Below are 17,729 nucleotides of genomic sequence, written 5' to 3'. Positions count from 1 at the left end.
TGTCACATTCACCGGGCGGGAGTTCCCCGGACAGAAAGCACTCGATGTGATGAAAGGGACAGGGCCCGCCCCCTCAGGAGCGGGCCCCGCAGCGCGAGTTGAACCTATTGTCCGACTATGCCCCGATCAGGATCGGTTCACGGGTGGATGTCCTCCAGCATCTCCGTGACCAGCGCCGCGATCGGGGAGCGCTCCGAGCGGGTGAGCGTGATGTGGGCGAAGAGGGGATGCCCCTTCAACTTCTCCACCACCGCCACCACACCGTCGTACCGGCCGACCCGGAGGTTGTCCCGCTGCGCCACGTCGTGGGTGAGCACCACCCGCGAGCCCTGGCCGATCCGGGACAGCACCGTCAGCAGGACGTTCCGCTCCAGCGACTGCGCCTCGTCCACGATCACGAAGGCGTCGTGCAACGAGCGCCCCCGGATGTGGGTCAGCGGCAGGACCTCGAGCATCCCCCGGGCGATGACCTCCTCGATCACGTCCGGGGTGGTGACGGCCGAGAGGGTGTCGAAGACCGCCTGCGCCCAGGGGCCCATCTTCTCCGCCTCGGTGCCAGGCAGGTAGCCGAGCTCCTGGCCGCCGACCGCGTACAGCGGCCGGAAGACCATCACCTTGCGGTGCTGCCTCCGCTCCAGCACCGCCTCCAGCCCCGCGCACAGCGCCAGCGCCGACTTCCCGGTGCCGGCCCGGCCGCCCATCGAGACGATGCCGATCTCCGGGTCGAGCAGGAGGTCCAGCGCCACCCGCTGCTCGGCGCTGCGGCCCCGCAGCCCGAACGCCTCGCGCTCCCCGCGCACCAGCCGGACCCGGCCGTCCCCGGTGACCCGGCCGAGCGCCCGGCCGCGCTCCGAGGTGAGCACCAGTCCGGTGTGCACCGGCAGCTCGGCGGCCCCCTCGATGTCCACCCCGGCGTCGTGGCCGGCCGCGAACAGCGCGTCCACCTGGTCGGCCGCGACGTGCAGCTCGGTCATCCCCGTCCAGCCGGAGGTGATCGCGAGCTCGGCCCGGTACTCCTCGGCGAGCAGGCCCACCGAGCTGGCCTTGATCCGCAGCGGGAGGTCCTTGGAGACGACGGTGACGTCGTAGCCCTCGGCCTGCAGGTTGCGGGCGACCGCCAGGATCCGGGTGTCCGCCTCGCCACCGCCGGCCCGGTAGCCGACCGGCAGTATCGAGACGTCCGAGTGGTTGAGCTCGACCCGGATGGTCCCGCCGAGTTCGCCGACCGGGATCGGCTCGTCGAGCCGCCCGTGGCGGATCCGGTAGTCGTCGAGCAGTCGCAGCGCCTGGCGGGCGAAGTAGCCCAGCTCCGGATGGTGCCGCTTGGCCTCCAACTCGGTGACGACCACCACCGGGAGCACGACCTCGTGCTCCTCGAAGCGGGTCATGGCGAGCGGGTCCGCCAGCAGCACGCTGGTGTCGAGAACGTACGTGCGCCGGTCTGGTGTCCGGCGGCTCTTGGAACTGACCACTAGGCCTCCAGAGCGGATGACCCTGCGTCATCCGCGGCAAGCCGGCCCCCGCTGCCCCGGTGGCCTCGGGACCGGACTGACTGGAGTATTCCCAGGCGAGGAGCGGTGCATTCGCGTCCCCGGCGAACTGACGGATCATTGCCGGTGAACGTTTGGCCTCGCGCCGGGCCCGGGTAGGCCATGCCTACGGCGGTCACTTCCACCCGGTCGGGCGCGGGCCCGGCCCGTCCCGACCGCTCGGCGGGCGGGGTGACGGACCTACAGGCCCATCCGCCGGTGCCGCTGCTCGAACGCGCGCAGCGCGCGCAGGAAGTCGACCTTGCGGAAGGCCGGCCAGTAGGCCTCGCAGAAGTAGAACTCGCTGTGGGCGCTCTGCCAGAGCAGGAAGCCGGACAGCCGCTGCTCGCCCGAGGTGCGGATGATCAGGTCCGGGTCGGGCTGGTTGCGGGTGTAGAGGTGCTCGGCGATGTGCTCGACGGTCAGGATCTCGGCCAGCTCCTCGATCGAGGTGCCGCGCCCGGCCTGCTCCTGGAGCAGCGAGCGGACCGCGTCGGCGATCTCGTGCCGACCGCCGTAGCCGACCGCGACGTTGACGGTGATGCCGTCGATCCCGGAGGTCTCCTCGGCGGCGCGCTTGAGCACGTCGGCGGTGTGCTGCGGCAGCAGGTCCAGCGCGCCGACCGGGTTGACCCGCCAGCGGCGGGCGGCGGCGAGGCCGGTGACGGCGTCCTCGATGATGCCGAGCAGCGGGACCAGTTCGTCGGCCGGGCGGTCCAGGTTGTCGGTGGAGAGCATCCACAGGGTGACGACCTTGACGTGGGTCTCGTCGCACCAGCCGAGGAACTCGCTGATCTTGTCGGCGCCGCGCTGGTGGCCGTACGCGGTGGAGCCGCCGGCGGCCTTGGCCCAGCGGCGGTTGCCGTCCAGGATCACGCCGATGTGGTGGGGGGTGCGCCCGAGGTGGACCTCGACCCGGCGGCCGTAGAGCCGGTACATCCCGCCCAGCAGGGTGCGCAGCCCCGGCGTCCGTTCGGCGACATCGCGCAGACCCATGTTTCCCGGCCCCTCCGTGCTCGTTCAGCTGGTGCGTCACCGCACCGGCGCAGCCTACTCCGGCGCACTGGCGCACGGTAAAGCAGCAGGTAGCGGTCTGGTCACAGTCCTGTACGAAGACTGTCGCGGCGTGCGCGCCGCGGGCGGGGCCGGGCCGGCGGGGGCCGGCGCCGGACGGGAGGCGGGCGGGGACCGGGCCGGTCCGGGGTGGTGCCGGGCGCGAACCGGGTCGGACACGGAACGGTCTCCGAATCCTTAAGGGACCCGTAAGCCGGCGGCCCGGTGCTTGACGGCCCCCATTGGTCTAGTCCAGCTTGTGACCCGGGACGGCGGCCTGCTCCCCGTCCCGCACGGCTCACACCGGACCTCCCCTCCCCCACACGCGGCCGCCGCGCCCCCCACTGCGGCGGCCGCTCCTCCCCCAGGAGCGTCACCCATGGCCCGTACGCTGAAGCAGCCCGCCCACGGGCGCCGGCGCAGCCCCCTCCCGGCCGTCGCGGCCGGCGCCACCGCCCTCGCCCTGGCCGGCGGCGGCCTCGCCCTCTTCGCCGGCGGCGCCGGCGCCGCGGTCGGCAACCTGGTCAGCAACGGCGGCTTCGAGAGCGGGCTGGGCGGCTGGTCCTGCACCGGCCCCGCGACCACCGTCTCCTCGCCGGTGCACGCCGGCACCGGCGCACTGCAAGCCACCCCCGGATCCGGCGACACGGCCGAGTGCAGCCAGACCATCAGCGTGCTGCCCAACACCAGCTACACGCTGAGCGCCTGGGTGCAGGGCCCGTACGTCTACCTCGGCGCACGCGGCACCGGCGGTACCGACCCGTCCACCTGGTCGAACCAGACCAGCTGGAACCAGCTGTCCACCACCTTCACCACCGGGGCGAACGCCACCAGCGTCACGGTCTACCTGCACGGCTGGTACGGGCAGGGCGCCTACCTCGCCGACGACGTCGCGCTGAGCGGCCCGGGCGGCACCTCCACCCCGTCGCCGACCGCCACCCCCACCCGGACGCCGACGCCGACCCCCACCGCGACGCCCACCCAGACGGCCACGCCGACCCAGACGCCCACGGCCACCCAGACGCCGACCCCGACCGCCACCCCGACCACGCCGCCGGCCACCGGCCTGCCCGCCCACGTGGTCACCGGCTACTGGCAGAACTTCGACAACGGCTCCACCCCGCAGCGCCTGAGCGACGTCCAGAACGCGTACGACATCATCGCGGTCTCCTTCGCCGACGCCGTGCCGACCCAGACCGGCGCGATCAGCTTCACCCTCGACCCCGGCCTGTCCAAGGCGCTCGGCGGCTACACCGACGCCCAGTTCCGCACCGACATCAAGGCCAAGCAGGCGGCCGGCAAGAAGGTCGTCCTCTCCATCGGCGGCCAGAACGGCGCGATCACCGTCGGCGACGCCACCGCGGGCGCCAACTTCGCGAACAGCGCCTACGCGATCCTCAAGGACTACGGCTTCGACGGCATCGACGTCGACCTGGAGAACGGCGTCCAGGCCGGGCCGCTCGGCAACGCGCTGCACGCCCTGCAGGCCAAGGTCGGCCCCGGCTTCGTGCTGACCATGGCCCCCGAGACCATCGGGATGTACAGCACCTCCGGCGCCTACTTCCAACTGGCGCTGAACACCAAGGACATCCTGACCGTCGTCAACACCCAGTTCTACAACTCGGGCGGCATGAACGGCTGCGACGGCAAGGTCTACAACCAGGGCACCATCGACTTCATCACCTCGCAGGTCTGCACCCACATCCAGGGCGGCCTGCGGCCCGACCAGGTCGGCATCGGGGTGCCCGCCTCGACCAGGGCGGCCGGCGGCGGCTACGTCGACCCGTCGGTGGTGAACAACGCGCTGAACTGCCTGGCCACCGGCAACAACTGCGGCAGCTTCGTGCCGCCGGCCAAGTGGCCCACCATCCGGGGTGCGATGACCTGGTCCACCAACTGGGACGCCAACAACGGCAACGCCTTCTCCAACACCGTCGGCGCGTTCGTCCACAAGATGCCCTGAGCCGCGAAATCCGACGCGAGACGCGCGGCGCGCGGCGGCCCCCGGGGGCGGGCGCGGCACGTCGGCGGCGGGCCCGCCGTACCGGCTTCGGTGCGGCGGGCCCGGTCCGTTCCCCGGCTACCGGGCCAGGACCGCGACGAGGGCGCCGAGGAGGAGGAACGGGCCCACCGCGACGTCGAGGCCGCGCACCCTGCGCCGCCGGACCAGCGCGGCGGCGGCCCGCAGGGTGCCCCAGAGCCCGGCCAGCACCACCGCCGTGAACAGCCCGCCGAACGCCACCGCCCAGCCGTACCACCCCAGCAGGCCGCCCAGGGCGAATCCGAGCGGCGAGTCGCCGGGGCCCAACGCCCCCGCCCAGACCGCGAGTTCGAGCAGCACGCCGACGGCCAGTGCGACCAGCAGGCAGCGCAGCAGCACCCCCGGGCGCCCCTCGGCCAGGGCCGCCACGGTCAGCAGCACGGCCACCCCGGCGATCAGGGCAAGGTTGAGCCGGTGCGGCAGCCGGCGGACCCTCCCGTCCACGAAGCCCAGCGCCACGCCGACCGCGGCCGCCCAGCCGAGCGCCGGCGCCTGCGGCCCGTCCGCGGCGTACGCCACCGCGACCGCGACCGCCGCCGCGACGGCCTCCACCGCCCCGGCACCCGCGCCCAGCCGGCCCCGGCAGCCCGGGCAGCGCCCGGTCGGCGGCAGCAGCCGCACCGCGCGCCCGCAGGACGGGCACGCCCCGCGCCAGGGTTCGCCCGCCGGGACGGCGAAGTAGACGATCAGCCCGCGCAGCGGCGGGGCCGCCAGGAGTCCGACCAGCACCGCCGCGGCCACGACCGGTACCACCGGCGCACCCCCTCCTCGATCCGACGCACCGGCCTCATCATGCCCCCGCGGGTGTGCCGTCCGTCTCCTTCCGCATTCGACCGAGCGCGCGCTCCCCGCGCACCGGAGTGTTCCGGGCCGACGGGGCGCCGGTTCGCAAGGCCGCCGCGCGTTCGGGCCTGCCGATCCAAGGACGCCGCGCGGGGCGGTTCCGCCGGTGCCTCGCGACGGTCGGCGCGGGGCCCCCGGCTGCCCCTAAAGTAGGCAGGCATGCAGGTCATCCAGTCCAGCAAGCTCGCCAACGTCTGTTACGACATCCGCGGCCCGGTGCTCGACGAGGCGATGCGGCTGGAGGAACAGGGCCACCGCATCCTCAAGCTCAACACCGGCAACCCGGCCGTCTTCGGCTTCGAGGCGCCCCCGGAGATCCTCCAGGACATCCTGCGCAACCTTGCCAACGCGCACGGGTACGGCGACTCCAAGGGCCTGCTGTCGGCCCGCCGCGCGGTGGTCATGCACTACGAGGAGCGCGGGCTGCACGGGCTCTCCGTCGACGACGTCTTCCTCGGCAACGGCGTCTCCGAGCTGATCCAGCTGGCCATGACGGCGCTGCTGGACGACGGCGACGAGGTGCTCGTCCCGGCGCCGGACTACCCGCTGTGGACCGCCTCGGTCTCGCTCGCCGGCGGCACCGCCGTGCACTACCGCTGCGACGAGCAGTCCGAGTGGTACCCGGACCTCGCCGACATCGAGGCCAAGGTCACCGACCGGACCAGGGCCATCGTGGTGATCAACCCGAACAACCCGACCGGCGCGGTCTACCCGCGCGAGCTGCTGGAGGGCCTCGCCGGGATCGCCCGCCGGCACCAGCTGGTGGTCTACGCGGACGAGATCTACGACAAGATCCTCTACGACGACGCCGAGCACGTCCCGCTGGCCACCCTCGCCCCGGACCTCTTCTGCGTCACCTTCAACGGGCTGTCCAAGGCGTACCGGGTCGCGGGCTTCCGCTCCGGCTGGATGGTGCTCTCCGGCGACCGGCACCGCGCCCGCAGCTACGTCGAGGGCCTGAACGTGCTGGCCTCGATGCGGCTGTGCGCCAACATGCCCGCCCAGCACGCGGTGGCCGCCGCCCTCGGGGGGCGGCAGTCGATCCGCGACCTGGTGCTCCCCGGCGGCCGGCTGCTCGCCTCCCGCGACGCGGCGTACGACCTGCTGAACCGGATCCCGGGGGTCAGCTGCGTCAAGCCCAAGGGCGCGCTGTACGCCTTCCCTCGGCTGGATCCCAAGGTCTACAAGATCAAGGACGACGCCCAGATGGTGCTGGACCTGCTGCGCTCCGAGCGCATCCTGCTGGTCCAGGGCACCGGCTTCAACTGGCCCGAGCCGGACCACTTCCGGCTGGTCACGCTGCCCCGGGCGGAGGAGATCACCGACGCCGTGACCAGGATCGGCGACTTCCTCAGCGGCTACAGCCAGCCGTGATCCCCCGGGCCGGGGGCCGAGCGCAGCACCACGGCCGGAGTGCCGGCGGGAGCCGGGAAACACTACGGCCGGAGTCCCGGTCCGCGCGGTCTCCTTGGTCGGGGAAAGACCGCCCGGTGGAACTCCGGCCGTCCTGTCACTCGGCGAGCGCGCGGTTCGTGCCGCGCGCCCGCCTCTCGCTCGGCTGAGGCTGGGACCCAGACTCAGCCGAGGCGCGCGACCAGGCTCCGGTACTCGTCCCACAGCTCCTTCGGGGTGTGGTCGCCGAACAGCTCCAGGTGGGCCGGCACCAGCGCGGCCTCCTGGCGCCAGATGTCGGCGTCCACGGTGAAGAGCAGGTCGAGGTCCTCCTCGGACAGCTTCAGGTCACCCAGGTCGAAGCCCTCCACCGTCGGCAGCACGCCGATCGGGGTCTCGACGCCCTCGCCGGTGCCCTCCAGGCGCTCGACGATCCACTTGAGCACGCGGCTGTTCTCGCCGTAGCCGGGCCAGACGAACTTGCCCTCGGCGTTCTTGCGGAACCAGTTCACGTAGTAGATCTTCGGCAGCTTGGCCTGGTCGGCCTGGGCGCCGATCTTCAGCCAGTGGGCGAAGTAGTCGCCCATGTTGTAGCCGCAGAACGGCAGCATCGCGAACGGGTCGCGGCGCAGCTCGCCGACGGTGCCCTCGGCGGCGGCGGTCTTCTCGGAGGCGATGTTGGCGCCGAGGAAGACACCGTGCTGCCAGTTGAAGGACTCCGTCACCAGCGGGACGGCGGTGGCGCGGCGGCCGCCGAACAGGATCGCCGAGATCGGCACGCCCGCCGGGTCCTCCCACTCCGGGGCGATGGTCGGGCACTGCGCGGCCGGGACGGCGAAGCGGGCGTTCGGGTGGGCGGCCGGGGTGCCGGACTCCGGCGTCCAGTCGTTGCCGCGCCAGTCGGTCAGGTGCGCCGGGGGCTCCTCGGTCAGGCCCTCCCACCACACGTCGCCGTCGTCGGTGAGGGCGACGTTGGTGAAGACGGTGTTGCCCCAGAGCGTGTCGATGGCGTTGGCGTTGGTGTCCATGCCGGTGCCGGGGGCGACGCCGAAGAAGCCGGCCTCGGGGTTGATGGCGTACAGGCGGCCGTCGGCGCCGAAGCGCATCCAGGCGATGTCGTCGCCGATCGTCTCGACCTTCCAGCCGGGGACGGTCGGCTGGAGCATCGCGAGGTTGGTCTTGCCGCAGGCCGACGGGAAGGCGGCCGCGACGTACTTCGGCTCCGCCTCGCCCTCCGGGCCCGCCGGCGGGGTGAGCTTCAGGATGAGCATGTGCTCGGCCAGCCAGCCCTCGTCGCGGGCCATGGTCGAGGCGATGCGCAGCGCGTAGCACTTCTTGCCGAGCAGGGCGTTGCCGCCGTAGCCGGAGCCGAAGGACCAGATCTCCCGGGTCTCCGGGAAGTGCGAGATGTACTTGGTGCCGTTGCACGGCCACGGCACGTCCGCCTGGCCCTCGGCCAGCGGGGCGCCGACGGTGTGCACGGCCTTGACGAAGTCCCCGTCCTCGCCGAGCTGGTCGAGCACGGCCTGGCCCATGCGGGTCATCACGCGCATCGACACCGCGACGTAGGCGGAGTCGGTGATCTCGACGCCGTACGCGGCCAGCGGGGAGCCGACCGGCCCCATCGAGAAGGGCACCACGTACATCGTGCGGCCCTTCATCGCGCCGCGGAACAGGCCCTGCTCGCCCTGGAAGATCTCCCGCATCTCGGCGGGGGCCTTCCAGTGGTTGGTCGGGCCGGCGTCCTTCTCCTGCTCGGAGCAGATGAAGGTGCGGTCCTCCACGCGCGCCACGTCCGAGGGGTCCGAGGCGGCGTAGTAGGAGTTGGGGCGCTTCTCCTCGTTGAGCTTCTTGAAGGTGCCCTGATCCACCAGCAGGTCCGCGAGGCGCTGGTACTCCTCGTCGGAGCCGTCACACCACTCGATGCGGTCCGGCTGGGTGAGCTCGGCGATCTCGCTCACCCAAGCGAGCAGCTGCTTGTGGCGGGTGGGCGCGGATGCGCTGAGAGCAGAGATCTCGTACGACACGATCGCTCCGTTTCACGCCGTCCCGGCGGGGAGACGGCGTTGCGGGGGTCTGAGGGTGTTTGCAGCGTAGCCCCGCCCCGGGGGCCCAAACGCGGCGCAGCGTCGAAATTGACGCATCTTTTACTACAGTAAGTACGATTACTGGCCAGTAGTGGGTCGTTCACGCCACGGCCGGAGTGCGCGGCGCCACACTGCAAACACTCCAAAACGTCCAAGAGTGATGAGCGCCACTTCATTACGCACCAGTAACCTACGGACCCGTAGGTAGCGGGTAGCATGCTGCGCATGACTGCTGCCGCGCTCAGCGAGCGCCTCGCGGAGAGCCCTGCCGCGATCAGGGAGAGCAAGCCGAAGTGGCGCGGCTGGCTGCACGCCGGAATGTTCCCCGCCACCGTCGCCGCCGGGATCGTGCTGATCTGCCTGGCCGACTCGACGCCCGCCAGGATCGCCTGCGCGATCTACTCGGTCAGCGCCTGGCTGCTGTTCGGGGTCAGCGCGGTCTACCACCGCTTCGACTGGGGGCCGCGCGGCGACGCCGTGCTCCGCCGGCTCGACCACGCGAACATCTTCCTGATCATCGCGGGCACCTACACGCCGTTCACGATCCTGCTGCTCAAGGGGGACAGCCGGCAGATACTGCTCTGGGCGGTCTGGGGCGGGGCGCTCGCCGGGATCGCCTTCCGGGTGTTCTGGGTCGGCGCGCCGCGCTGGCTGTACACGCCGGTGTACATCGCGCTGGGCTGGGCCGCCGCCTTCTTCCTCCCGGACTTCCTGCGCGCCGGCGGCGTCGCCGTCCTGGTGCTGATGATCGTCGGCGGGGTGCTCTACAGCGTCGGCGGCGTGGTGTACGGGCTCAAGCGGCCCGATCCGTCACCGCGCTGGTTCGGCTTCCACGAGGTGTTCCACGCCTTCACCCTCGGAGCCTTCGTCGTGCAGTACGTCGGCGTCTCACTGGTGGCGTACAGCACGGCCGGCTGAACCCGGCGCGCCACGGCGGGCGGTCGTACGGTCCACGGACCGCACGGCCGCCCGTTCCGCCGTCCAGGGCCGCTCGTACGGGGCCCGGCTCTGCGGGCGGCGCGGGTACTGCGGCCGGTCCGCGGCGCCGGACTCCGGCTGCTCCGCCCGGCCGGAGGCGGCCCGCCCGGCCCCGCCCTCACGCGCCTGGCGCGCGTCCAGGGCCTCGCGCGCCCGGCGGCAGCGCTCGCAGTGCGCCGCGTCCGGAGCTCCGCGCAGCGGGCGGTGCCCGGCCGGGGAGGGCTGCCGGTGCAGCGCCCGCCAGCGGCGGGCGACGTGGACCATGAGCAGCAGCACCTCGACACCGGCGACCCCGAGGACCAGCGGGGCGCCGTTGATCAGATAGGCCGTGACCACGGCCAGCGCGGAGCCCACTCCCACGACCGCGCCCCACACCTGGACACCCGCACGCCCGCCGTCACTCTCGGCCACTTCGGCTTCCCCTTTCCCGGTGCCGGGCTCGTGGTCGGCCCCTGCCGCCCCACCCCTTCTGCGCTTTCGGCACGCGTCGGCCAGGACTGACCGATAGCCACATGGTATCTACCGTCCGTCACCCGGGACCGCCCTCGAGCGGCGAACGACAGATCAACGTTGCGTCAATTCCGCGTGCAGGAGCAGCACTTCCGCGACACATCACGGAACGTGCCCGAATGGTGACGGGGCTACCGTGCGACATCGGGTTGACGGAAACCATCTTTTGATAGTTACTCTCATTTGAGAGATGACATCAAAAAATGTCACCGCGAGGTCCCTGGAGATCGCCATGCCCGCCGCTCCGCCCGCCGCCGCTCCACCCACCGCAGCGCCCGCCGACCCGCGCCGTTGGCTCGCCCTGGTCGCCGTCGCCCTCAGCGTCCTGGTGATCAGCTTCGACATGACGATCCTCAACGTCGCCCTGCCCACCCTGGCCTCGCAGTTGCAGGCCGGCACCGGGCAGCAGCAGTGGATCGTCGACTCCTACACGGTGGTCTTCGCCGCCGCGATGCTCCCCGCCGGACTGCTCGGCGACCGCTACGGCCGCCGCCGCACCCTCGTCGTCGGCCTCGCCCTGTTCGGACTCGCCTCCGCCGTCGGGATGCTCACCGGATCCCCCGACACCCTGATCGCCGCCCGGGCCGGCATGGGGCTGGCCGCCGCCCTCGTCATGCCGATGTCGATGGCGGCCATCCCCGGTCTCTTCCCCGCCGCCGAACAGCGCCGCGCCACCGCCGTCCTGGCCGCCTCGCTCGCCGCCGGCGGCCCGCTCGGCCCGCTCATCGGCGGCTTCCTGCTGCAGCACTTCTGGTGGGGCTCGGTGTTCGCGGTCAACGTGCCGCTGACCGCCGCCGGCGTCGTCGCCTGCGTGCTGCTGCTGCCGGAGAGCCGCAACCCCGCCGCACCCCGGATGGACCTGCCCGGCGCCGGCCTCGCCGCCGCCGGACTGGGCTCGCTCACCTACGGCCTCATCCAGGGTGCCGACGCAGGCTGGACGGACCCGGCGGTGGTCGCCGCGCTGGCCGGCTCGGTGCTCCTGCTCGCCGCCCTGGTGCTGCGCAGCCGCCGCCAGGCCGACCCGATGCTCGACCTCGCCCTGCTCGCCGACCGGACCTTCCGCTGGTCCGCCGTCGCGGCCATGCTGATCTCGGTCGTCCTGTTCGGCGCCTTCTTCGTCCTCCCGCTCTACTTCCAGAGCGTGCTCGGCACCGACGCGCTCGGCTCCGGACTGCGGCTGATGCCGATGATGCTCGGCCTGATGGTCGCCGCCAGGCTCACCGACCGGCTGGTCGGCCGGATCGGCGCCCGCACCGTGATCTCCACCGGTCTGGCGCTGCTCGGCGGCGCGCTGCTGTTCGGCAGCCGGACCACCCCCGCCGACGGGTACGGGCGGGCCGCGGTCTGGCTCACCGTGCTCGGGCTGGGCATGGGCCTGTCGCTGATCACCGCCCAGGCCTCCGCGCTGGCCACCCTGCCGCCCGCCAAGGCCGGGGTCGGCTCGGGACTGCTCCAGACCCTGCGGCAGGTCGGCGGCGCGATCGGCGTCGCCGCCTTCGGCAGCCTGCTCGCCGGCGCCTACCGGGGCGCCCTGGTCACGGGCGGCCTGGTCACGGGCGGCCTGCCGGCCGAGGCGGCGCACCGGGCCGGGAAGTCGGTGGTCGCCGCCGAGGCCGTCGCCCGGGCCTCCGGTCGCCCCGCGCTCGCCGCCTCCGCGCACGCGGCGTACGTGCACGGGATGGCGGTGGTGCTGCTGGTCGCCGGGCTGGTCGCGGTGGTCTCGGCGGTACTGGTCGCCGCCCGGATGCCGGCCGGCGGGGCGGCGGACGCCCGTACCGACGGCGCCTCGGGCCGGGTGGCGGGCCGGGGCTCGGACCCGGTCTCGGGGCAGGTGGCGGGCCAGGGCTCGGACCAGCGCTCGGACCAGGTGCCGGGCCGGGTCTCGGGCCAGGGCTCGGACCGGGCCCCGGGCCGAGGCGCGGACGAAGCGGCGGGCCAGGCCGGGGCCACCGCCGGCGGAGATCGCCGATAATCGTCGGCATGACTCCCGAACAGCCGACCGCGGCCCTCCCGGACGCCCCGACCAACCCGGTCCAGGCACTGCTGGAGGCGCCGCTGTCGCTGCGCGAGCGCAAGAAGCTGAAGACCCGGCAGGCCCTCCGCCGCGAGGCCTACCGGCTCTTCGCCGAACAGGGCTACCAGAACACCACGGTGGAGCAGATCGCCGCCGCCGCCGAGGTCTCCCCGTCCACCTTCTTCCGCTACTTCGCCGCCAAGGAGGACCTCGTCCTCACCGACGAGTACGACCCGGCGATGATCTCGGCCCTGCTGTCCCGCCCCGCCGACGAGCCCTTCCTCACCTCCTGCCGGGAGGCCCTCACCGGCCTGATCCGCGCCCTCCTCCAGCACGAGCGGCAGGAACTGCTGACCCGGGTGCGACTGGTCACCGAGGTCCCCGCGCTGCGCGCCGGGCTCGACCGGGCCGGCAACAACCCGCGGGAGCTCTACCTGTCCGTCCTCACCCGCCGGGCCGGCATCGAGGAACCCACGTACGAGATGCGGGTCACCGCCGCGGCGATCGGCGCCGCCACCATCGAGGCCGTCCTGCAGTGGGCGAAGACCGACGGCCGGGAGGACATCGCGGACCTCGTCGACCACACCTTCGCACTGCTCGGAAGCGGCTTCGCCGGAGTGTGACCCCGGCCCGGACTCGCCGCCCGAGGACGGAGCGGGACGAGGACGGAGCGGGACGAGGGCGGAGCGGCCCGAGGACGGACCAGGACGCCCACGGAGCGGGGCCCGGCCGGTCCGGCCGGGCCCCGCCCGCCGTCAGCGGATGCCCCGCCGGCGGCGCAGGACGACGCCCGCGCCCGCCAGCGCGGTGACGCCCAGGGCCGCGGCCGCCGTCACGGCCGACAGTTCGGAGCCGGTGTCCGCCGAGCCCCGGGCCGGCGCGGCGTCCACCTGGTAGCCGCCGCCCTCGCCCGCCCGGTCGTACGCCGACCCCGGCAGCTTGTCCCCGTACCGCTGGTGGACCAGCTGCTGGTACGCGGCCAGCGACACCCCGCCCGCGCCCACCGAGCGTCGTGCCTCCTCGTCCAGCGGCAGCACCCGGCCGTCGCGCAGCACGTACCAGGCGTTGATCTGCGGCTCCCGGAACGCGGTGCCGCCGCCGGCATCCGCCGCCTTCGCCGCGTAGTCGCTCTCGTCGCCGCCGGAGGCGATGTTGACCACCCGCCAGGTGTCGCCCTGCCGGACCGTCCAGACCGAGGCGGTCTGCCCGTCCGCCGCGACCACCTTGCTCGCCGTGAACGCGGCCTTCGCCACCGGCGCGCCCGGGGTGCCGGCCACGAAGCCGGCGTCCAGGGTGTAGACCGGCACGGTGTCCCCGGCCAGCCGTGGAGCCGAGGCGCTCGCCGCCTTCGCCTCCTCCGCGGCGCCGATGGTCAGTTGCTGGGTCGGCGGGACGCCCTTGCGGGCGAAGAAGTGGCCCACCTTGTCGAGCACCGACGGGTCCTGGACGGCGCCGCGGGCCCGGGCCAGGTCGGCGGCGGGTACCGGCACGGGGGCGCCGGCGGTGGTGCCGGCCGCGCTGCCGCTCGGGGCGTCGGCCTGCGCGGTCGGGGCGATCGCCAGCGCGAGGCCGGCGGCGAGCAGGGCGGTGACGGCGGCCCGACGGGCCTTGTTCGACTCGGTCATGATCGCCCTCACGCGCCGATCCGGTACAGGGAGTGGGTCCACGAGAACGTGTCGTTGTTCACGTAGTACCAGTAGTCCGCCCAGTTGTAGCGGTAGTTGGACGGCCACGGGTCGCCCCAGTAGACCCAGTTGCTGCCGGTGTCGTAGCCGTACACGACGTGCATGTGCCCGCCGCCGGAACTCCACTGGATGCGGGTCTCGATCGGCCGGTTCGCGTCCACCTCGGACTGCACCGTGCTGTAGCGCAGGTAGCCGGTGACGTACGAGCCCGGGTTGATGCCCACCCAGTCGAGGCCGTTCTGCACATCGGCCAGCGAGGCCTGGCTGTTGGGGCAGCTGGAGTTGGTCGCGCGGCCGAAGGCGGCGTTGCAGAACTGGTTCTGGCTGTAGTTGTAGCCGAACCAGGTGGCGATGGTGTTGCCGCTCGCCGCCCAGCACCAGTTGGTCTGCTGTTGCTGCTGCATGGTGATGTTGAGCTTCTTGTACGTGCCGGCCAGATCGGCCGTACTGCCGGGCGCGGCCGCCGGACGGACCTGGGCCGGGGCCCGGTCCGCCGTGGGGGCGGCGACCGCGGGGGTGGACGCTGCGGCGCTCAGCGCCGGGCCCAGCACGCCCAGGGCGAGCAGGGAGACCGCGCGACGCAGTCGTATCCGTGGAACTGGCATGGGGGAATGCCTCCTTGCACGAGCGTTGCGAACTGCTGTGGGGGGCGCGGTCCGGATCGCGCCCCGAGCATCGCGCCGTTGCCGGAGACAGGTCAACGGGCTTCGCAGCGGGCGGAGTTCAGGTGTGAACGGAACGGCCGGACTGTGAACGACAGCCGGGAAAGCACGGCGCCACCTGCCCGGACCGGTGACAAACCGGCGCACGGATGTGAATATTCACGGTCAAAACCCGGACCCGCCGTCCAGGAGGCCGTCATCCACCGGAGCGACCCCGCCGACCTCGCCGCCGCCCTGCGCACCGGCCCGTTCCACCTCGCCCTGCGCACCGCGATCACCGCCCGCGGCCTCGCCCTGCACCGCATCCGCCGCCACCTCGCCCTGCGCGGCGTCCACGTCGGGGTCACCAGCCTCAGCTACTGGCAGCAAGGACGCCGCCGACCGGAGCGCCCCGAGTCGCTGCGCGCCGTCGCCGCCCTGGAAGAAGTCCTCGACCTGCCCGAACACTCCCTGACCCGGCTGCTCGGCCCCCGCCGGGCCGCCGCCGTCGCCGTCGGACCCCCCGTCCGCCCCTACCGCGACCTGATCTCACCGCCCACCGCCGTCGACGACCTGCTCGCCACCCTCGCCGGCCCGCGCGACACCGGCCTGCACACCATCACCCACATCGAACGGATCCGGGTCGGCCCCGACCGACAACTCACCCGCCGCGACTCCCAACACGCCCTTCGCGCCCACCGCGACGGCATCGACCGCTACCTCGCCCTCTACCAGGGCGACCCCGGCAGCGACATCACCCGCGTCGGCGTCCGCGCCGAGGAGAACTGCCGCCCCGGCCGCATCCGCCGCGACCACACCCACCACCTGCTCGCCGCCGAACTCCTCCTCGACCGCCGCCTGCGCGCCGGCGACACCCACCTCCTCGGCTACGGCTTCGACGACGCCCCCTCCCCCGAACCCAGCTGCGAGTACGTCCGCGGCTTCAACTCCGGCGCCGGCCAGTACGTCCTCCAGATCACCTTCCACCCCGCCGCGCTGCCCGTCCGCTGCCACCGCATCGCCCTGCACTCCCCGGGCGAAGCCCCGTACGAGACGGAGGAACTGACCCTCGACGGGCACCGCTGCGTCCACCTGGTGGCGACGGCGGTGCGGCCGTGCATCCTGGGGATCCGGTGGGACTGGGAGTGACGGCGGGAGTGACGGGACGGGGTGCTCGGCGATTCCGCCTCGTTCCCGGTGGCCCGGCCTCAACCTCGGCGATTCCACCTCATCCCCGGTGGCCCCGCAGCTTGACGCCCCCGCTGCCGGTGACGACGGCCGCGATGTTGTCCAGCGAGGGCCCACCGCGTCCGTTCAGGTACTTGGTGTGCGCGTCGACGGGATTGCCGCGGCTCCAGTCGTCGACGGTGAAGCGGTTCGCGCCGAAGCGCTTGCTGGACGGGTCCCGCCCGTACCAGCGCTCGTCCGGGTCGATGCCGAACTTCGACGGGGCGTGCGTCACGAGGTCGTTGTCGGCGGCGCCGACCCAGACGCGGCCGGGCGGCAGCCCGAGGTCCGCGGCCCTGCCCGCGCCGACGCCCGCACTGCCGATGAAGACGACGTCGTCCGGGGGCGTGTGGTGGGTGCCCGGGCGGGTGGACAGCTCGACGGCCCGGCCCACCAGGTAGGAGCCGTAGCTGTGCCCCACCGCGGTGATGTGCGGAGGCCGGTCGCCCTCGTGGCTCGCCCGTACGCCGCTCAGGAACCTCGCGTACGCCGGGGCGCCCGCCTTGCCCGCGCTCGTCGACGCGGCGCCGAGGTCCATCCCCGGCGCGTCGTAGCCGAGCCACACGACCGAGGCGACGGAGCAGCCGGCCGGAGCCCTGCCGCTCGCGGCGCGGTAGAGGTTCAGCGCGTTCTCCGCCTCGTTGGTCCCGTCGTTCGGTCCCGGTCCGAGGCCGGCCACGGTGGAGGTGATGCCCGGCACGTAGGCGGAGATGTGGGTGGCGGTGTCCGGGTTCCCGAAGGAGAGGATCGCCCGACCGCGGCCCTCGCTGCGGAGCCCGAGCAGGTGGATCGGCGGCTCCCCCTCGTGCCGGGCGAGGCGCGCCTCGATGGGCCCGTAGCGGGCGAGGACCGCCTTGTCGCCGGCGTCCAGCTCCTCCGGCTTCTTCTTCCTGACGCCCTCCAGCAGGATCCGGAGGTACGCGCGGTTCGCCGTGTCCCGCACCTCCGCCGGAACGCCGTCGAGGTTGCCGAGCACCTCCGGGTGGTTTCTCAGGAACCAGTGCCGGCCCTGCGGTCCGAGGCTCCTCCACCAGGCGTTGACCTCCGCCGGGGTGGCGTCCTCGCCGGGCGCGTTCCGCCGCCACATCGGTTCGGGAGCACCACCGGACCGGTCCGGGTGCCCGTCGGCGGCGGCTGTCCTCTCGTCCAGGCCCGACCCGTCCTCGGCGCGCGACGCGAACGTGTCGAGCGCGGCGGCCAGGCTGGTGTCGGCGTCGGCCGCGTCGGCCAGCGCCCTGCCGATCCGCCGGCCGATCTCCTCGGCGGCCGCCTTCCGCCTGGCCTCCCGGTCGGCGGCCTGGAACGGGTTGTCCGACGGGAGCCATCTCACCGCACCGGTGTCGCCGACCAGGAAGCCCTCGGCCTGCGCGTCGCACAGCGCCTGGGCGAGTCGGCTCCGGGCCAGCGTCACGGCGTCGGCGCAGTCGCGGATCCCCTTGCCGATGAGGGCGAGTTCGGCCGCCGCGGCGCGGATCCTGCCGGTGACGCCGTCCAGCACCGGGCTCGCGGCGGCGGCCGCCGGGCCGCTCCATCCGGATCCACGGACCCGGTCGGCGGTCCCGCTCCTCCAGTCCGTGGAGTGCTGTGACATCGCCTCGGCCAGCGCGTCGTAGGCGTCCGCTGCCGCGTAGAGGTTCGCCGGTTCGGCGTTCCCCAGGCTCGCGAGGTCCATCCCCAACTCCGTGCGCTCCGCGTCCGTTCCGTCACTCGCCGCTACCATAGCGCTCGC

Annotated in this window: 14 protein-coding genes; 6 read left to right on the top strand and 8 right to left on the bottom strand. The window is 73.2% G+C overall.

Going from position 1 to position 17,729, the window contains the following annotated elements; genetic code table 11:
• Window positions 1-137 precede the first annotated feature (137 nt).
• Entirely contained in the window at window positions 138-1,472 is a 1,335-nt protein-coding gene (locus tag ACGF07_RS00200) for a PhoH family protein (protein ID WP_350745646.1), read from the bottom strand.
• A gap of 258 nt (window positions 1,473-1,730) precedes the next feature.
• Window positions 1,731-2,525, bottom strand: coding sequence for an isoprenyl transferase (locus ACGF07_RS00195; protein ID WP_392894128.1), 795 nt, complete (start codon window positions 2,523-2,525; stop codon window positions 1,731-1,733).
• A gap of 436 nt (window positions 2,526-2,961) precedes the next feature.
• On the opposite strand from ACGF07_RS00195, the gene ACGF07_RS00190 reads away from it, so the two are divergent.
• Complete coding sequence (locus ACGF07_RS00190) at window positions 2,962-4,545, top strand: chitinase (protein WP_392894126.1); 1,584 nt, start codon at window positions 2,962-2,964, stop codon at window positions 4,543-4,545.
• Between the two features lie 117 nt (window positions 4,546-4,662).
• Here the strand turns inward: ACGF07_RS00190 and ACGF07_RS00185 are convergent, their stop codons facing one another.
• Entirely contained in the window at window positions 4,663-5,376 is a 714-nt protein-coding gene (locus tag ACGF07_RS00185; protein WP_392894124.1) for a prepilin peptidase, read from the bottom strand.
• Window positions 5,377-5,625: 249 nt separating this feature from the next.
• Between ACGF07_RS00185 and ACGF07_RS00180 the strand changes: the two genes are divergently transcribed.
• Window positions 5,626-6,840, top strand: coding sequence for a pyridoxal phosphate-dependent aminotransferase (locus ACGF07_RS00180; protein ID WP_392894122.1), 1,215 nt, complete (start codon window positions 5,626-5,628; stop codon window positions 6,838-6,840).
• A 203-nt stretch (window positions 6,841-7,043) separates the two neighbouring features.
• Here the strand turns inward: ACGF07_RS00180 and ACGF07_RS00175 are convergent, their stop codons facing one another.
• Window positions 7,044-8,885 carry a phosphoenolpyruvate carboxykinase (GTP) gene (locus ACGF07_RS00175; RefSeq protein WP_392894120.1) on the bottom strand — a complete coding sequence of 614 codons (1,842 nt, stop codon included), beginning with the start codon at window positions 8,883-8,885 and terminating at the stop codon, window positions 7,044-7,046.
• A gap of 285 nt (window positions 8,886-9,170) precedes the next feature.
• Here ACGF07_RS00175 and ACGF07_RS00170 point away from each other — a divergent pair, with 285 nt between their 5' ends.
• Window positions 9,171-9,863 (top strand): hemolysin III family protein, encoded by a 693-nt coding sequence (locus tag ACGF07_RS00170; RefSeq protein WP_392894119.1) that lies wholly within the window; start codon window positions 9,171-9,173, stop codon window positions 9,861-9,863.
• Here the strand turns inward: ACGF07_RS00170 and ACGF07_RS00165 are convergent.
• Window positions 9,834-10,334: a hypothetical protein gene (locus ACGF07_RS00165; RefSeq protein ID WP_392894118.1), complete on the bottom strand. Its 501-nt coding sequence runs from the start codon at window positions 10,332-10,334 to the stop codon at window positions 9,834-9,836. The genes ACGF07_RS00170 and ACGF07_RS00165 overlap by 30 nt on opposite strands.
• Before the next feature lie 331 nt (window positions 10,335-10,665).
• On the opposite strand from ACGF07_RS00165, the gene ACGF07_RS00160 reads away from it, so the two are divergent.
• Both ACGF07_RS00160 and ACGF07_RS00155 read left to right on the top strand, forming a co-directional pair.
• Window positions 10,666-12,405 carry an MFS transporter gene (locus ACGF07_RS00160; RefSeq protein ID WP_392894678.1) on the top strand — a complete coding sequence of 580 codons (1,740 nt, stop codon included), beginning with the start codon at window positions 10,666-10,668 and terminating at the stop codon, window positions 12,403-12,405.
• Between the two features lie 8 nt (window positions 12,406-12,413).
• On the top strand, window positions 12,414-13,070 hold the full coding sequence (locus ACGF07_RS00155; protein WP_350745669.1) for a TetR family transcriptional regulator: 657 nt from the start codon (window positions 12,414-12,416) through the stop codon (window positions 13,068-13,070).
• Between the two features lie 132 nt (window positions 13,071-13,202).
• Here the strand turns inward: ACGF07_RS00155 and ACGF07_RS00150 are convergent, their stop codons facing one another.
• Window positions 13,203-14,072 (bottom strand): hypothetical protein, encoded by an 870-nt coding sequence (locus ACGF07_RS00150; RefSeq protein WP_392894116.1) that lies wholly within the window; start codon window positions 14,070-14,072, stop codon window positions 13,203-13,205.
• An 8-nt stretch (window positions 14,073-14,080) separates the two neighbouring features.
• Complete coding sequence (locus ACGF07_RS00145; RefSeq protein ID WP_350748327.1) at window positions 14,081-14,737, bottom strand: papain-like cysteine protease family protein; 657 nt, start codon at window positions 14,735-14,737, stop codon at window positions 14,081-14,083.
• Between the two features lie 255 nt (window positions 14,738-14,992).
• Here ACGF07_RS00145 and ACGF07_RS00140 point away from each other — a divergent pair, with 255 nt between their 5' ends.
• Window positions 14,993-15,922: a hypothetical protein gene (locus ACGF07_RS00140; RefSeq protein WP_350748332.1), complete on the top strand. Its 930-nt coding sequence runs from the start codon at window positions 14,993-14,995 to the stop codon at window positions 15,920-15,922.
• 79 nt (window positions 15,923-16,001) lie between these two features.
• Here the strand turns inward: ACGF07_RS00140 and ACGF07_RS00135 are convergent, their stop codons facing one another.
• A complete protein-coding gene (locus ACGF07_RS00135) occupies window positions 16,002-17,672 on the bottom strand; it encodes an alpha/beta hydrolase (protein WP_392894115.1) in 1,671 nt (556 codons plus the stop codon).
• Window positions 17,673-17,729 lie beyond the last annotated feature (57 nt).

The sequence above is a fragment of the Kitasatospora sp. NPDC048194 genome (genome assembly GCF_043202455.1).
Taxonomy (GTDB): domain Bacteria; phylum Actinomycetota; class Actinomycetes; order Streptomycetales; family Streptomycetaceae; genus Kitasatospora.
The sequence above is the reverse complement of the archived record's forward strand: the minus strand, read 5'-3'. Positions and strand labels throughout refer to the sequence as shown.

Bases quoted from the DNA above. Each gene is read 5' to 3' on its own strand.
- ACGF07_RS00150 (WP_392894116.1), bottom strand. From the start codon at position 14,072: ATGACCGAGTCGAACAAGGCCCGTCGGGCCGCCGTCACCGCCCTGCTC.
- ACGF07_RS00135 (WP_392894115.1), bottom strand. From the start codon at position 17,672: ATGGACCTCGCGAGCCTGGGGAACGCCGAACCGGCGAACCTCTACGCG.
- ACGF07_RS00170 (WP_392894119.1), top strand. From the start codon at position 9,171: ATGACTGCTGCCGCGCTCAGCGAGCGCCTCGCGGAGAGCCCTGCCGCG.
- ACGF07_RS00195 (WP_392894128.1), bottom strand. From the start codon at position 2,525: ATGGGTCTGCGCGATGTCGCCGAACGGACGCCGGGGCTGCGCACCCTG.
- ACGF07_RS00180 (WP_392894122.1), top strand. From the start codon at position 5,626: ATGCAGGTCATCCAGTCCAGCAAGCTCGCCAACGTCTGTTACGACATC.
- ACGF07_RS00160 (WP_392894678.1), top strand. From the start codon at position 10,666: ATGCCCGCCGCTCCGCCCGCCGCCGCTCCACCCACCGCAGCGCCCGCC.
- ACGF07_RS00145 (WP_350748327.1), bottom strand. From the start codon at position 14,737: ATGCCAGTTCCACGGATACGACTGCGTCGCGCGGTCTCCCTGCTCGCC.
- ACGF07_RS00190 (WP_392894126.1), top strand. From the start codon at position 2,962: ATGGCCCGTACGCTGAAGCAGCCCGCCCACGGGCGCCGGCGCAGCCCC.
- ACGF07_RS00155 (WP_350745669.1), top strand. From the start codon at position 12,414: ATGACTCCCGAACAGCCGACCGCGGCCCTCCCGGACGCCCCGACCAAC.